Source organism: Streptomyces sp. NPDC052682 (genome assembly GCF_040678435.1).
In the GTDB taxonomy this organism is placed as follows: Bacteria; Actinomycetota; Actinomycetes; order Streptomycetales; family Streptomycetaceae; genus Streptomyces.
Map to the genome: position 1 here is coordinate 244,447 of NZ_JBFATS010000004.1, position 13,823 is coordinate 258,269.

Sequence of the window (13,823 nt, forward strand, 5' to 3'; positions counted from 1 at the left end):
TGGGCCACCGTCCATTGTCGCGCGCCGACGCAAGAGGGCCGCCGGAGCGGACGCCCCGGCACCCGGTGCGCGGCCGGACGCACCGCACCGCCTGGTTGGCTTCCCCTCCGCACAGCCCGCCATGCCTCACCACCGCCCCGGGCGCCGGGCCGCTCACGGTTGCTGCTCCCGGCCGGTCGGCAGGGGCGAGGGTGCCGGCCGCTCAGGGGTGCCAGGGGACCCGGTGTTGCGCCAGGTGTGCGAGGACCGCGTGGTTGGCCTCCCAGCCGTCCGGGAACTTCACCACCGTCCCCAGCTGGACCGGCTCCGTCGACGGGTAGGCGTCCAGCAGCTCGTCCACGCCCGCCCGGCACACCACCACACACGCGTGCCGGTGGCGGGAGGCCAGCACGCACAGGCGGCCGGTCTCCAGGTGGAAGGCCGTGGCGTCGGGGCGGCCGGAGAGCGGGTGGAGGACGACCGTGACGTCGTACTCACGGCCCTGGAGGCGGTTGGCCGTGTCGACGGTGACGTCCGCCACGCCCAGCTCGGCCAGCGCCGCCCGCACCGCCGCCGCCTGGTCCCGGTGGGCCGTACCGACCGCGATCCGGTCGGCGGTCAGCGGCACCGCAGCCGCCTCGCGCTCGGAGAGCGCCGCGCCGCCGCGGTCCAGCAGGCGCCGTACGACCGTCGCCACCGCCCGTACCGCCTCCGGGTCGGTGCGCGGGGTGTGCCGGGCGGGCAGCTCCAGCAGGCCCCAGCCGGACTCGGCCGCCTCGTCGAGCACCCGGTCCGGGCCCGAGCCGTCCGACGGAACGGCGAAGGTCAGGCGGCGGTCGCCGTGCCCGGTGCCGCTGCGGAACGGCGTGTACGGGTAGAACGCGTCCGACACCAGCGGTGCCGCCGAGGCCGGCAGACGCCAGGACACCGGCAGGCGGTGCTGCGGCAGGTCCGGGTTGTGGGCCAGCAGCGTCGTCACCGCCGAGGCGGACGGGTCGTACGACAGACCCGCCCACTGCTCGCTGCCCACGATCGCGAAGGGGTCCAGCTGCCCCGGGTCGCCCACGAACAGCGCCCGTTCGAACAGCCCGGCCACCGCGAGCAGCGCGTCGGAGCGCATCTGGTACGCCTCGTCGACGATGGCGTGCGGCCAGGGCTCGTCGACTTTGACGTGCGCCCACTTGGCCGCCGTCGAGATCACCACCGGCAGGCCGGTCAGGTCGGCGGCCTTCGCCGACTTCCGTACCTGCGGCAGGTCGTCGAGCGCCCGGTCGTACGGGTCGGGCTCGCTGCTGTGCAGGCGGCCCACCGGCAGCTCGGGGTTCTTCTCCGCGAGCCGCAGGACGAGGTCGTCGACCTGGGCGTTGGTCTGCGCGACGATCATCAGGGGGCGGCCCGCGTCGGCCAGTTCCAGGGCGGCCCGGACCACCAGCGTGGACTTGCCGGCGCCGGGCGGGGAGTCGACGACCACCCCGCGCGCGGTGCCGCGCAGCGTGTCGTTCAGGATCGCGCCGGTGGCCTCGGCCGCGGCGGCCGCGGGGTCGAACACGGTGGTCACAGCACGTCCTCCTCGGTCACCGGGTCGGCCGCCTCCAGGGGTGCCTCACCGGGCGGCCCGCCGTGCGTCCACGGCGTCTCCTCCGGGTCGGGCAGCTTCGCGCCGCCACGCGGCTCGTGCTCGAACAGCGTGAAGCAGACCAGGTCCCCCTTCTCCGGCACCGACCCGGCCTCGGGCTCCTTGCCGCGGCCCATCTTGTCGAGGATCCGCAGCACGACCGCGGCCCCGTCGTCCTCGTACGCCACGAACTGAGCCGTCTGCGGCCGGCCGCCCAGCGACCGGTACACCTTCGCCCGCTCGGCGAGGTGCGGCCGGTCGTCGGTGCGGACCGTGACCAGGGGGCGGGGGCTGGGCCGTCTGCCCTCGCTGTACGCCATGACGACGTCGGTGACCTCGCCCGCGAACGCCTCCCCGGACAGCCGCCGCGCCGCCATCACCAGCGGGTCGTCGAGGGCCTCGTGGGCGTCCAGGCGGGCCTGTTCGCGTTCCCGGGCGGCGAGCTTGTTGGCCGCGGTGACCGCGTCGTCGCGGCGCGGCTGCGGCGGCTCGCCGGCCAGGACGCGGTCGCGGTGGCCGGTGAACGACCAGCGGTCGCGCGTCCACCGCTCCTCGACATGTGCCCCCTCGGGCAGCTCCCGCAGCAGGTCCAGGCCCTGCCAGACCTTCTCCCAGGTGGGCAGGGTGCGGCTGAGCACCAGGTCGCGGATCTCCCGCTCCGCGCCGGTCAGCGCGGCGAGCCGGGTGTCGGCCTCCAGGCCGTCCTCGGCGGCGGCGAGCGCGGTGCGGGCGCGGTCGTAGCGCTCGATGGCCGGGGCGAGGAGCTTGTTGTCGAAGGCCGGGTCGGTGGCCGGACCGGCGGGCGGGCAGGTCAGCTGGCCCCCCGCGTCCCGCTCCAGCTCCGCCTTGAGCGCGGCCTCGGCCCCGGACATGCCCTGCGGCGGCGCGATCCAGGCGAGCAGCGCCCCCAGGTGCTGGTCCTCCAGGGTGGACTGGCCGGTCGCCCAGTGCCGGGACAGCACGTCCGTCATGGCCAGCAGCAGCGACGAACCGGGCACCCGGGCCCGCTCCGCGAAGTGCGTCAGCCACCGGCCGAGCAGCGGCACCCGCGGCGGCGCCGGATAGGGCGCCTCAGGGTCCTGCTCCGCCGTACGCCGGAAACGCATGGAGCGGCCCAGCAGCCGCACGAAGTCGATGCCCGCGCGGCTCGGCACGATCAGCTGCGGCGCGTCCGCGCACAGGTCGACCTCGACCTTGACGCGCTTGCCGGTCTCCGGGTCGGTCTCGGTGCGCTCGGCGGGCTCGACCGTGCCGGCGTACGCGTCGACGTACGGCAGCACGATGTCGGCGAGTTCGGCCAGGAACGCGAAGCGCAGGTCGCGGTCGCGCGGCTGCGGCACGACCAGCAGGTGCGGGGCGTCCCGGTCGGTGCCCACCAGCGCGCCGAGCGGGGCGCCCGCCTCACCGGCGGTGGTGAGCGGCACGAAGACCAGGGGCCGCTCGGACAGGTGCCGGTGCCGGACGGTCGCGGCGGGCTGCGCGCGGCCGGTGCGGACCGCCTCGAGGCGGGCGAGCGTGGCGATCAGCGACATGCCGCCTCCTCCAGGGCGGCCGTACCCGCCGTGCCCCCGCTCCCCGTGCCACTCCCCGTGCTCCCCGGGCCCCGCAGCGCCTCCGCGCGCAGGGCCGCCGCCCGGCGCAGGGCCGCCACCGCCGGGTCGGACGGGTCGCCGGCCTCGCCGCGGGCCGCGGCCAGGACGTCGCCGACCGTCGTCAGGCCGCCCAGTTCGGCCCGCACCGGGCGGCCGAGCGTGGTCACCGCGCCGCGCTCGCGGGACCGGGCGCGGCAGTGGAAGGCCAGCTCGCACGCGGACAGGCACTCGGGCGCGTACGTCGCCGGAACCGACTCGACGGCTTGCGTCAACCGCTCGGCGGGCAGCTCGGGCGAGAAGCACACGCCCTCGGGGAGCGCGTCGGCGATCTCCTCGATGCGGGTGAGCCGGGCCAGCTGGCGGGCGGTCACCGCGCGCTGCTTGCGGATGTCCACGGCGGACGCGGTGGGCAGGTTGGAGAAGTCCTTCGGGCACACGAGCAGCACCCGGTGCCGCACCCGCGGGACCGGATCGAGCCGGGCCGCGATCTCCTCCAGCGCCAGCACGTACACCGCCGCCTGCCGGGCCGCCGCGCCGACCTTCGCCGGGTCCGCGGCGCCGTCCAGCATCGGGAACGACTTGATCTCCACGACCGTCCAGCTGCCGTCCGGGTGCACCACCACCGCGTCCGGCTCCAGGAACGCGGGCGCGCCCGCCACGTCCAGCGCCAGCATCGGGTGGTCCAGCAGCGTCCAGCCGCCCGGGCGCCCGGCGGCCTCGCGCAGCGCCAGGGCCGTACGCTCCGTGCGCCCCTGCGGGCCCGGCGCGGACAGGTCGGGCACCTGCGCGCCGGCGGGCGGCTCGGCGGACCGGTCCAGCTTCTCGTGCGCCAGCCGCAGCAGTTCCGCGCCGCCGTCCGCCTTCACCTTCGCCTCGAACGCGTTGCCGCGCGTCAGCGCGAACTGCGACTGACCGAACGCCGACGGCGCGCCCAGCGCGCCCGCCAGCGCCGCCTTGTCCACCCCGGCGCCGTCGAGGATCGCGCGCCGCGCGCAGCCCGGGTTGGCGGCCAGGGCGGCCAGGGCGCGCGCGTCCAGCGCCTTGGCCGGTACGTCCGGACCGCGCAGCTCAGCGAGCCGGTGCCGCAGCGCCTTCCCCCGCGTCCGTGGGGGAGGCACTCGGCTCGGCTCCGCCTGCGAACCGTGACTCGCGCTGCCGTGGAATTCGCTCACCCGCGGAAGTCTGGCATCCGGCACTGACAATCGGGGAACCTGCGCCGGACGTGGCCGCCGCGACCGGTGTGGCCGCCGGTACCGGGCGCGCCAGGACCCGGTCCACGGTCCGCATCACCACCGGTGCCAGCAGCAGCCCGGCGCCCATCACCGCCGCGCCCGCGACCGCGTCGAGGAAGTAGTGGTTCGCGGTGCCCATCACCACGATCGTCGTCACCAGCGGGTAGACCACGCCCGCGGCCTTCGCGGTGCGCGTCCCGCCGTACCGCCACAGCATCACTCCGCACCACAGCGCCCAGCCCACGTGCAGGCTCGGCATGGCCGCGTACTGGTTGGTCATGCCGCCCAGCCCGCGCGGCGCGCTGGCCTCGCCGCCCCACCAGCCGTAGGAGCTGTAGTGGGCCATCGTGTCCACGAAGCCGTGGCCCGCGTCCAGCAGCCGGGGCGGGCAGGTCGGCAGCAGGCTGAAGCCGATCAGGCCGAGGAACGTGGACGTCATCAGCCAGGTGCGCGCGGCGCGGTAGTGCCGGCTGCGGGAGCGGAACAGCCAGACCAAAACCGCGGGCGTGACCAGGTAGTGCAGCGACGCGTACCAGAAGTCGGCCGGTATGCCGAGCCACGGCTCGCGGGTGAAGAGACGGTTCAGCGGGTGCTCGGCGTTGAGGTGCAGCAGCTTCTCGACGCGCAGGATCGCCAGACCGTGGCCGACGGCGTCCGAGACATCGCCCCGGACCAGCAGCCGCCCCGCCGAGTAGCAGGCGTACACCAGCAGGATCAGCGGCAGCTCCGTCCACCAGCGCAGCCGGGTCGCCAAGGGCTCCTCGGTGCCCGGTCTCTCGGTGTCCGGCATCCGATCGCCCTCCCCCTTCTCCGCGCGGCGCCCCCGGTCGGCCGGCCGTGCCACTCTACGGCGTACGTGCGCCCCCCCGGCGGGCGCCTCCGGCCCTCAAAGACGTCGAGATCGCCCCTGGGGTTGCCCCGGAACAGCGTGCGCGATGATGGGGAGGTTCCGCCTGCGTTTTTCTTCCGAAGAGGTCCCCCATGGCACCGCGCATCCTGCTGGCCCGGCACGGACAGACGCAGTGGTCGCTGTCCGGCAAGCACACCGGCCGGACCGATGTGCCCCTGCTGGAGGAGGGCCGCCGGGGCGCCAAGCTGCTCGGTGAGCGGCTGTACCGGGCGCCGTACGACGGCCTGCCCGGCGTCGAGGTGCGCACCAGCCCGCTGGCACGCGCGCGTGAGACGTGCGAACTGGCGGGCTTCGGGGAACGCGCGCGCGCCTGGGACGTCCTGATGGAGTGGGACTACGGGGCGTACGAGGGCCTGACCCCCGAGGAGATACAGGCCCTGCGGCCCGGCTGGCTCATCTGGCGCGACGGGGTGCCCGGGGGCGAGACCCTGGCCGAGGTGACCGCCCGGGCGGACGAGGTGGTGTCCTGGGCGCGGTCGCAGGACCGGGACGTGCTGGTGTTCGCCCACGGGCACATCCTGCGGTCCATCGGGGCCCGGTGGCTGGGGCTCCCGCTGGACTTCGCGGCGCGGATACGGCTGAACCCGACGTCGCTGTCGGTGCTGGGGTGGGCTTACGGGGAGCCCGCCATCGAGAGCTGGAACGACCTCGGGCACCTGGCGGCTGCCTGAGCAGTCCCGGGCCGCACCCGGCTCCCGCCCGGCGCGGACGGAGGCGTGCCGGTCTCACGCCTTGCGCGGCACGGAGGCGTGCCGGTCCAGGAACGCCGACACCCCCGAGGCGCGGCGGTGGGGCAGCAGGACCCGGGCCGTCCCGGCCAGCATGCGGTGGATCCGGGACGACTGGACCTCCTCCAGCAGGTCCAGCACCCGCATGCCGGCCGCCGCGGCCTCGTCCGGGCGGCCGCCCCTGGCCAGGTCGTCGGCCAGCTCGGCCGTGTACAGCGCCCGGTTGCGCGTGAAGTGCGGGTCCTGGAGCTCCGCCGCCCGGCGCGCGTGCCGGGCCGCCCGCCGCCAGTCGCCCAGCGTCGACCAGCACTGCGCCTCCAGGCCCTCCAGCTCGGCCTCGCCGTAGAAGGTCATCCACTCGGGGTCGGCGTCTGAGGGGCCCCGCTCGAACAGGGCGTGCGCCCGGGCGAGGGCCTGCTCGCAGCCGACCCGGTCGGCCAGGCCCGCCCAGCCGCCCGCCTCGCGCAGCGCCAGCAGGGACATCAGGCGCGGTGAGCCCAGGGGGCGGGCGGCGCGCTGCGCGGCCTGGGCCGCCCGCACCGCCTCACGGGGCCGTCCCGCGTCCCGCGCGAGGAACGCCGTGTTGCAGAAGGCGTGCGCCTCCAGGGCCGCGTCGCCGTTCATCCGGGCCGTGGCCAGGGCCTCGGCGTAGTGGGAGCGCGCGTCGTCGAAGCGCCCCGAGTCGTGCGCCAGCCAGCCCACGGAGATGGCCAGTTCACCGGCGCCCGAGTACAGCCGGTCGGCGGTGGTCTGCCGGGTCGTCCCGGCGTCCAGCAGCGCGTACGCCGCGCGCAGCGGGGCGGCCGCCCGCCGGTAGAGGCCGTCCGCGCCGTGCCGGTCGTCCAGCACCCGGATGCGGCGGACGGTTTCTTCCAGGGCGCCGGCGTCGCTCGCCCCGGCGCGGCGCGCAGGGCGTCCCGCCGCCGCGGCGTCGAAGGCGAGCCCCAGGGGGCCCAGCGAGGCGGCGGCCACGGTGGCGCCTCCGCCGGTCATGAATGCGCGACGCAGCACGTCGCTCTCCTCGTGGTTGTCGTGCGGGTCGTTCGGGTCCCGTGTCTCATACGACTCGTAGGCCCCGGTTGTCTCACTCGTGGTGTTCGTCGGGTTCGCGGTGTGCGCCGGGGGTGTGTCGTCGGCGTCGCGCGCCCGGCGTCCGCGTACGGACGAGCGGGGCGCGAAGCCCAGGTCGGTGAGCGTGCGACCGGGGAACATGTGCAAGAACACCCGTTCGTAGGCGTAGTTGGGGCAGCGGATCTCGCCCGATTCCACCCGGCCGATGTAGCGCGCGTCGCAGCTGACCTGCTCGCCGATCTCGCGGGCGGCCCGCCGGATCGCCGCGGCGAACTCGGCGGGCGAGCGCTGTCCGCGCAGCTGCCGGAAGACGAGGTTCGGCCGCGGTGGCCGGTGGGAGGGGGACGAGGTCACCGTTGACGACGCCATGGCCGGGTCCTCTCGTGCGAACCGTCGAACCATGCCGGGGCCGGGGCAGTTCTGGTGTTCCGCCGTGATGGCGTGCCCGGTGTCCGGCGGGCACGAACGTACCGGCTGTGCCGGAGCCGTCACGCGAGGTTTGGCGACAAACCGGATATCTCATGCGCGATCTGCCATGAAGTGCCATCCTTTGCGGCACAGTTCCGCCGTAGCCGTTGACGGCCCCGCGCGTTGAACCCCGTGGACCGGGAGGCCCCCGACTCCCGACCGCTCGTCCAAGCAGGGGTTCTCGTGGTGGAGGCCGGGATGGTGACGACCAGCCAGAGCAACACTCCTCGTACGCCGGGCAGGCCGGCGGCCGGCCCGCTGCCCCCGCCCGCGGCGGCCGGGTGCGATGTCGTGACGGTTCCGGCACGGCAGGGCCTGGAGGCGATCGACCTCCTGCGACGCGGAGCCGGCGAGGCGGTGGGCCCCGTCCTGCACGACGGCGGCGGCGACACCCTCGGGTTCCTGGTGCCGCCGGGGACCGCCGCGGGCTGGGACGTCCCGGGCAGTACGTGCACCCAGACCCTTGGCCGCGGGGTCAGCCTGGCGCCACCGGAGCCACCGCTGGAGGGCGCTGCCTGGCTGCTGCCCCCCGGCGAGGCGGAGCGGGCCACGGACCCCGTGGTACTGCGCGCGGCCCTGGGCGAGGCGGCGCGCGTCCTCAGGGCCGCGGACAGCTGCATCTGACACCGGCTGAGTGAGGCGACGCCAGGGCGACGCCGGGGCCGGGCGGGGAGGTTGACTCCGGGCGCAACGCGGCCGGGCACGGCCCCGATAATGGCCGGGTGGGAAAGTCCAGGAACGCCCGGCGCAGGTCGGTCGCCGTCGAAGCGGTCGTCGAGCAGGTCGACGGCGGGCTCGCCGAGCTGATCCCCGACCGGGAACGGGCCCGGGCCTGGACCCTGGTGATCGACGGGGCTCCGCAGTCGCACGTCGACCTCGACGACCCGGCGTATCTGTCCTTCGAGTACCAGCGGCGGCTCGGGCACGTCATCGACCTGGCCGCCCCGCCCGGCAAGCCCGTGCGCGCCGTCCACCTGGGCGGCGGCGCGTTCACGCTCGCCCGGTACGTCGCCGCCACCCGGCCCCGCTCCACCCAGCAGGTCGTCGAGCGGGACGCGGCCCTCGTCCAGCTGGTCCGGCGCGCGTTGCCGCTCGACGCGAACGCCCGGATCCGGGTCCGCTCCGCCGACGCCCGGGACGGACTGGCCAAGGTGCCGGACGGATGGGCCGACCTCGTCATCGCCGACGTGTTCAGCGGTGCCCGCACCCCCGCCCACCTGACGTCCACCGAGTTCCTCGACGACGTGCGCCGGGCACTCGCGCCGGGCGGTGTCTACGCCGCCAACCTCGCCGACGGGCCGCCCCTGGCGCACCTGCGCGGCCAGATCGCCACCGCCGCCGCCCGTTTCGCCGAGCTCGCGCTGGTCGCCGATCCGGCCGTGCTGCGCGGCAAACGCTTCGGCAACGCCGTCCTGGTCGCCGCCGACCGGCCCCTGCCGGTCGCCGAGCTGACCCGCCGGGCCGCTTCCGACCCGCATCCCGGCCGGGTCGAACACGGCAGGGCGCTCACCGACTTCACGGGCGGGGCCGTACCCGTCACGGACGTCGCCGCGGTGGCATCACCGGCCCCGCCGCCCTCCGTGTTCCGGTGAGTCAGTAGGTCCCGATGTCCACGCGGGGCGGGCCGTCGTGCCAGGTGCAGAAGACGGACACCCGGTCCGCGCCCGAGGCGAACTCCACCCGGATCCAGGTCTGCGTCTTCCACATCTGCATCGACCAGCCCGCCGCGGGCGTCGCCGACACCAGGGACGCGGAGGTCTCCCCGAGGTCGAACACGGCCCGTCCGCCCTCGGTGTCGTAACTCCTGACCTGGCCCGTGGCGGAGGGGGATGGCGCGGGGGAGCGGCTCGGGCGCGCCGTCGGGGTGGCCGGGGGCGCCGGGGCGCTCGGCTCGCGGGTCACGGGCGGCTTCGGCGACGGGCTCTTCGCCGGTGCCGTGCGCCGCGGTGACGGCGTCGGCGGCTCCGGCTCCCGCGAGGCCGCGCCGGCCGCCGTGACGGGCAGGGCACGCGGCGGGTCGTAGGCGGTGCCGGCCAGCACCGTGTGCACACCCCACCACGACAGCGTGGCCGCCGCGCCCGTGGCGAGCAGCCAGGCCAGTACGGGTACCAGTCCTTTGCGCATCGCGGGCCATACTGCCTCACCCGTCCCACCCGTGTCGCGAACGGGAGTTGTCCACAGGCGCGCACCCGGCTGTTCGACATGGCGTACGGTGCGGCGCATGGCAAGTGTGCTCGTGGTCGAGGACGACCAGTTCGTACGCTCGGCGCTCATCCGGCACCTGACCGACGCCTCGCACACCGTACGCAGCGTCGGGACGGCCCTGGAGGCGCTGCGCGAGGTCGCCCATGTCCGGTTCGACGTGGTGATCCTGGACCTCGGACTGCCCGATCTGGACGGCTCCGAGGCTCTGAAGATGCTGCGTGGCGTCACCGACGTACCGGTGATCATCGCCACCGCCCGGGACGACGAGGCGGAGATCGTCCGGCTGCTCAACGCGGGCGCGGACGACTACCTGACCAAGCCGTTCTCCGTGGAGCACCTGTCCGCGCGGATGGCGGCCGTACTGCGCCGGGCCCGCTCCGGCACCGGCAACGCCCAGTCGTCGAGCGTGCTGCGCGTCGGCGGCCTGAGCGTCGACCCGCTGCGCCGGCAGGCCGAGTTGGACGGCGTACGGCTGGACCTGACCCGCCGGGAGTTCGACCTGCTCGCCTTCCTGGCCCGCAGGCCCGGGGTCGTCGTCCCGCGCCGGGAGCTGCTGGCGGAGGTGTGGCAGCAGTCGTACGGGGACGACCAGACCATAGACGTTCACCTGTCATGGCTGCGGCGGAAGTTGGGGGAGACCGCCGCCAAGCCGCGCTATCTGCACACGCTGCGGGGCGTCGGCGTGAAGCTGGAGCCGCCGGCCGGGGCGGAGCCGCCGCGATGAGGTGGGCGCTGGTGAAGGTGGCACTGGCGGTGACCACCATGGTCGTGGTCGCCTTCGCGGTGCCGCTCGGGCTCGTCGTGCGGGAGATGGCCCGCGACCGCGCCTTCTCCAACGCCGAACGCCAGGCCGCGGCCCTCGCCCCCGCCCTGTCCATCACCACCGACCGCGACCAGCTCGAACGCGTCGTCGCCTCCGCCGGCTCCGGCGCCGGCCTGGCCGTCCACCTGCCGGCGGGCGACGGCGAGCCGGCCCTGCACCTCGGCCGGCAGCGCGCCGCCGCCGAGGACATCGCGGCCGTACGCAGCCTGGGACGCGCCTCCACCAGCACGGTCACCGGCGGTTCCACCCTGCTCCAGCCGGTCGCGCTGAGCTCCGGCGTGGCCGTGGTGGAGGTGTACGTCCCCGAGTCCGAGGTCACCAACGGCGTCGGCACGGCCTGGGCGGTGCTCGGCGCGGTCGGTGTGGGGCTGGTGGTCGGCTCGGTCGCGGTCGCCGACCGGCTCGGCGTCCGCATGGTGCGGCCCGCCCGGCGCCTGGTCCGGGGCGCCCGGGACCTGGGGGAGGGCAAGCTGGGCGCGCGCGTGCCCGAGGAAGGGCCGACCGAACTGCGGCTGGCGGCGGTGGCGTTCAACTCCATGGCCGACCAGGTCGTCGAACTCCTCGCCAACGAACGCGAGTTGGCGGCCGATCTGTCGCACCGGCTGCGTACGCCGCTGACCGTGCTGCGGCTGAACGCGGCCTCGCTCGGCGACGGGCCGGCCGCCGAGCAGACCCGGGCGGCCGTCGAGCAGCTGGAGCGGGAGGTGGACACCATCATCCGTACCGCCCGGGAGGCCAAGCCGCAGACGGCCGCGGCCGGTCCCGGCGCCGGGTGCGACGCCGCCGAGGTGGTCCGGGACCGCATGGCCTTCTGGTCGGCGCTCGCGGAGGACGAGGGCCGCACCTGGCGGATGGCCGGGGCCGACCGGCCGGTGCGCCTCCCCGTGGCCCGCGCCGACCTGGCCGCCGCGCTCGATGCGCTGCTCGGCAACGTCTTCCGGCACACGCCCGAGGGCACCGCCTTCGCGGTCGACGTGCACAACGGCGACGACGCGGTGATCATCCTCGTATCCGACGCCGGGCCCGGCATACCGGACCCCGACGCGGCGATGGCGCGGGGGCGCGGCTCCGGCAGCGACGGGTCGACCGGGCTGGGCCTGGACATCGTGCGCCGGCTCGCGGAGTCCACCGGCGGGGACGTGCGGATCGGCAGGTCCGTGCTCGGCGGGACGGAGATACGCATGTGGCTCCAGCTGGACGGCAGGAAGCCGGTGCGCAGGGGACACCGGGGAGCCGTACGCCGCCGCCGGCGCCCCGCCCTGGCCGCCGGCTTTAACCGGTCCCGATCCCTCCCTTAAGCGCACCCTAAGATCACCGACCGCCGTCCGGATCAGGCATTTTGCCCGGTTCGCGATCGCTAGCGTGCTGCCGCGTCCACCCCCTTGAGGACCCGAAGAGCGAAGGCAGGCACGTGATGAGCACGCACCGGCGCACGGTGAGCGGCAGAAACAAGGTGATCGGCGCCGTCGTCGCCGCGGCCCTGGCCGGCGGCGGCGCGCTCCTGGTCACCGGCACCGCCCAGGCGGCCGCAGTCGGCGCTGCGTACACCCGCACCAGCGACTGGTCGACGGGGTACACCGGGCAGTACGTCGTCACCAACACCAGCGGGCAGACCAAGGCCGCCTGGACGCTGGAGTTCGACCTGCCGTCCGGGGCGAGGCTCAGCTCCCTGTGGAACGGCGAGTCGCGGGTCAGCGGACAGCACGTCACCGTGACACCGCCGAAGTGGGACACCGACGGCCTCGCCGCCGGCGAGTCGGTCACCGTCGGCTTCGTCGTCAACGGCACCGGCGATCCGGCCGGTTGCCGCATCGACGGCGCGGCCTGCGCCACGGACGCGGGCGCCACGCCCGAGCCGTCCGGCCGCCCCACCGGCACTCCCACGCCCGAGCCGTCGGGCCGCCCCACCGGCACTCCCACCCCGGCGCCGACCACCCCGCAGAACCCGTCGCGGAGCCCGTCACAGAGCCCCGCCCCCACGGCCCCCGCCACCCCGAAGCCCTCGCAGAGCCCGGGCACCGGCAGCCCCGCCGCCGCCCGCTTCGCCCCGTACGTCGACACCTCGCTCTATCCGGCGTTCGACCTGGTCGCCCACGCCCAGGCCACCGGCGTCAAGGACTACAACCTGGCCTTCGTCACCGACGGCGGCGGCTGCACGCCCAAGTGGGGCGGGGTGACCGACCTGGCGAGCGACGCGGTCGCGGCCCAGATCGGCGCCCTGCGCGCCAAGGGCGGCGACGTCCGGGTCTCCTTCGGCGGCGCGGCCGGCTCCGAGCTGGGCACCACCTGCGCCTCGGCCGACGCACTGGCGGCGGCGTACGGCAAGGTCGTGGACGCCTACCGGCTGACCAAGGTCGACTTCGACGTGGAGGGCGGCGCGCTGCCGAACGCCGCGGCCAACACCCGCCGCGCCCAGGCCATCGCCAAGCTCCAGCAGCGGCACCCCGGCCTGGACGTCTCCTTCACGCTCCCGGTGATGCCCGAGGGCCTGACCCAGGACGGCGTGAACCTGCTGGCGGACGCGAAGAAGAACGGCGTCGAGATCGACGCCGTCAACATCATGGCGATGGACTACGGGCCGGCGTACAGCGGTGACATGGGCACCTACGCCGAACAGGCCGCCACCGCCACCCAGGCCCAGATCAGAAGCGTCCTCGGACTGTCCGACGCGGCCGCCTGGAAGACGGTCGCCGTCACGCCGATGATCGGCGTCAACGACGTCACCACCGAGGTCTTCCAGGTCGAGGACGCCACCCAGCTGGTGGCCTTCGCCAAGGCAAAGGGGCTCGGCTGGCTGTCGATGTGGTCCGCCACCCGCGACCAGCAGTGCCCGGGCGGCGCCAAGCCCGTGGCCGACGCGACCTGCAGCTCGATCCTCCAGGACAAGTCCGCCTTCACCAAGGCGTTCGCGGCCTACCGGTAAGGCCTTACCGGTACGGGGCTGACGCCCCGCACAGGAACGCACGGCGATCAGGGACACATGGCCATCCGCCATGTGTCCCTTTCCTTTGCTTTTTTCTCGCTCTTGACCCTTTCCACGGCTGTGCCCCGCATCCTGGGGGTGTGCGGACGTGTCGATTACGTTTCGACAAATTTCGACTGAGGCGTCCGACGGCTCTTGACGCGTGGCGTCCCCTGCGGCTGTTATTACGCCACCGTGTTCGGTCAAGTTGGTTTCTGGTCGATTCCGATCGGATCCC

12 protein-coding genes are annotated in these 13,823 nt (G+C 75.0%); 6 read left to right on the top strand and 6 right to left on the bottom strand.

All coding sequences use genetic code 11. The features are described 5' to 3' along the window. Positions 1–202: 202 nt before the first annotated feature. From AB0K80_RS08035 to AB0K80_RS08050, 4 genes are read right to left on the bottom strand one after another with little or no spacing between them, the layout of a single operon-like run. A complete protein-coding gene (locus AB0K80_RS08035; protein ID WP_365667021.1) occupies positions 203–1,537 on the bottom strand; it encodes an AAA domain-containing protein in 1,335 nt (444 codons plus the stop codon). Further along, positions 1,534–3,126 (bottom strand): hypothetical protein, encoded by a 1,593-nt coding sequence (locus AB0K80_RS08040; RefSeq protein WP_365667023.1) that lies wholly within the window; start codon positions 3,124–3,126, stop codon positions 1,534–1,536. Before AB0K80_RS08040 ends, AB0K80_RS08035 begins: the two co-directional genes overlap by 4 nt. Beyond that, positions 3,117–4,304 carry a hypothetical protein gene (locus AB0K80_RS08045; RefSeq protein WP_365667025.1) on the bottom strand — a complete coding sequence of 396 codons (1,188 nt, stop codon included), beginning with the start codon at positions 4,302–4,304 and terminating at the stop codon, positions 3,117–3,119. The genes AB0K80_RS08040 and AB0K80_RS08045 overlap by 10 nt, the downstream gene beginning before the upstream one ends. Further along, entirely contained in the window at positions 4,255–5,208 is a 954-nt protein-coding gene (locus tag AB0K80_RS08050) for a phosphatase PAP2 family protein (RefSeq protein WP_365667026.1), read from the bottom strand. The genes AB0K80_RS08045 and AB0K80_RS08050 overlap by 50 nt, the downstream gene beginning before the upstream one ends. Before the next feature lie 191 nt (positions 5,209–5,399). On the opposite strand from AB0K80_RS08050, the gene AB0K80_RS08055 reads away from it, so the two are divergent. Beyond that, entirely contained in the window at positions 5,400–5,999 is a 600-nt protein-coding gene (locus AB0K80_RS08055; RefSeq protein WP_365667028.1) for a histidine phosphatase family protein, read from the top strand. A 54-nt stretch (positions 6,000–6,053) separates the two neighbouring features. On the opposite strand, the gene AB0K80_RS08060 is transcribed toward AB0K80_RS08055, so the two are convergent. Continuing rightward, a complete protein-coding gene (locus tag AB0K80_RS08060; protein WP_365667030.1) occupies positions 6,054–7,496 on the bottom strand; it encodes a hypothetical protein in 1,443 nt (480 codons plus the stop codon). Between the two features lie 297 nt (positions 7,497–7,793). Here AB0K80_RS08060 and AB0K80_RS08065 point away from each other — a divergent pair, with 297 nt between their 5' ends. Together AB0K80_RS08065 and AB0K80_RS08070 are read left to right on the top strand one after the other, a co-directional pair. Beyond that, positions 7,794–8,219, top strand: coding sequence for a hypothetical protein (locus AB0K80_RS08065; protein ID WP_365667032.1), 426 nt, complete (start codon positions 7,794–7,796; stop codon positions 8,217–8,219). A gap of 98 nt (positions 8,220–8,317) precedes the next feature. Continuing rightward, positions 8,318–9,187 carry a fused MFS/spermidine synthase gene (locus AB0K80_RS08070; protein WP_365667034.1) on the top strand — a complete coding sequence of 290 codons (870 nt, stop codon included), beginning with the start codon at positions 8,318–8,320 and terminating at the stop codon, positions 9,185–9,187. Between the two features lies 1 nt (position 9,188). Here AB0K80_RS08070 and AB0K80_RS08075 read toward each other — a convergent pair whose 3' ends face one another. Beyond that, positions 9,189–9,719 carry a hypothetical protein gene (locus AB0K80_RS08075; protein WP_365667035.1) on the bottom strand — a complete coding sequence of 177 codons (531 nt, stop codon included), beginning with the start codon at positions 9,717–9,719 and terminating at the stop codon, positions 9,189–9,191. Between the two features lie 97 nt (positions 9,720–9,816). Here AB0K80_RS08075 and AB0K80_RS08080 point away from each other — a divergent pair, with 97 nt between their 5' ends. From AB0K80_RS08080 to AB0K80_RS08090, 3 genes are all read left to right on the top strand, one after another. Next, positions 9,817–10,524, top strand: coding sequence for a response regulator transcription factor (locus AB0K80_RS08080; RefSeq protein ID WP_365667037.1), 708 nt, complete (start codon positions 9,817–9,819; stop codon positions 10,522–10,524). Then, complete coding sequence (locus AB0K80_RS08085; protein WP_365667039.1) at positions 10,521–11,921, top strand: HAMP domain-containing sensor histidine kinase; 1,401 nt, start codon at positions 10,521–10,523, stop codon at positions 11,919–11,921. Before AB0K80_RS08080 ends, AB0K80_RS08085 begins: the two co-directional genes overlap by 4 nt. A gap of 116 nt (positions 11,922–12,037) precedes the next feature. Further along, positions 12,038–13,546: a cellulose binding domain-containing protein gene (locus tag AB0K80_RS08090; protein WP_365667041.1), complete on the top strand. Its 1,509-nt coding sequence runs from the start codon at positions 12,038–12,040 to the stop codon at positions 13,544–13,546. The last annotated feature ends 277 nt before the right edge of the window (positions 13,547–13,823 follow it).

Excerpts from the sequence above, each read along its gene's own strand:
- AB0K80_RS08040 (WP_365667023.1), bottom strand. The coding sequence starts at position 3,126 with ATGTCGCTGATCGCCACGCTCGCCCGCCTCGAGGCGGTCCGCACCGGC.
- AB0K80_RS08050 (WP_365667026.1), bottom strand. The coding sequence starts at position 5,208 with ATGCCGGACACCGAGAGACCGGGCACCGAGGAGCCCTTGGCGACCCGG.
- AB0K80_RS08055 (WP_365667028.1), top strand. The coding sequence starts at position 5,400 with ATGGCACCGCGCATCCTGCTGGCCCGGCACGGACAGACGCAGTGGTCG.
- AB0K80_RS08060 (WP_365667030.1), bottom strand. The coding sequence starts at position 7,496 with ATGGCGTCGTCAACGGTGACCTCGTCCCCCTCCCACCGGCCACCGCGG.
- AB0K80_RS08065 (WP_365667032.1), top strand. The coding sequence starts at position 7,794 with ATGGTGACGACCAGCCAGAGCAACACTCCTCGTACGCCGGGCAGGCCG.
- AB0K80_RS08075 (WP_365667035.1), bottom strand. The coding sequence starts at position 9,719 with ATGCGCAAAGGACTGGTACCCGTACTGGCCTGGCTGCTCGCCACGGGC.
- AB0K80_RS08080 (WP_365667037.1), top strand. The coding sequence starts at position 9,817 with ATGGCAAGTGTGCTCGTGGTCGAGGACGACCAGTTCGTACGCTCGGCG.
- AB0K80_RS08085 (WP_365667039.1), top strand. The coding sequence starts at position 10,521 with ATGAGGTGGGCGCTGGTGAAGGTGGCACTGGCGGTGACCACCATGGTC.
- AB0K80_RS08090 (WP_365667041.1), top strand. The coding sequence starts at position 12,038 with ATGAGCACGCACCGGCGCACGGTGAGCGGCAGAAACAAGGTGATCGGC.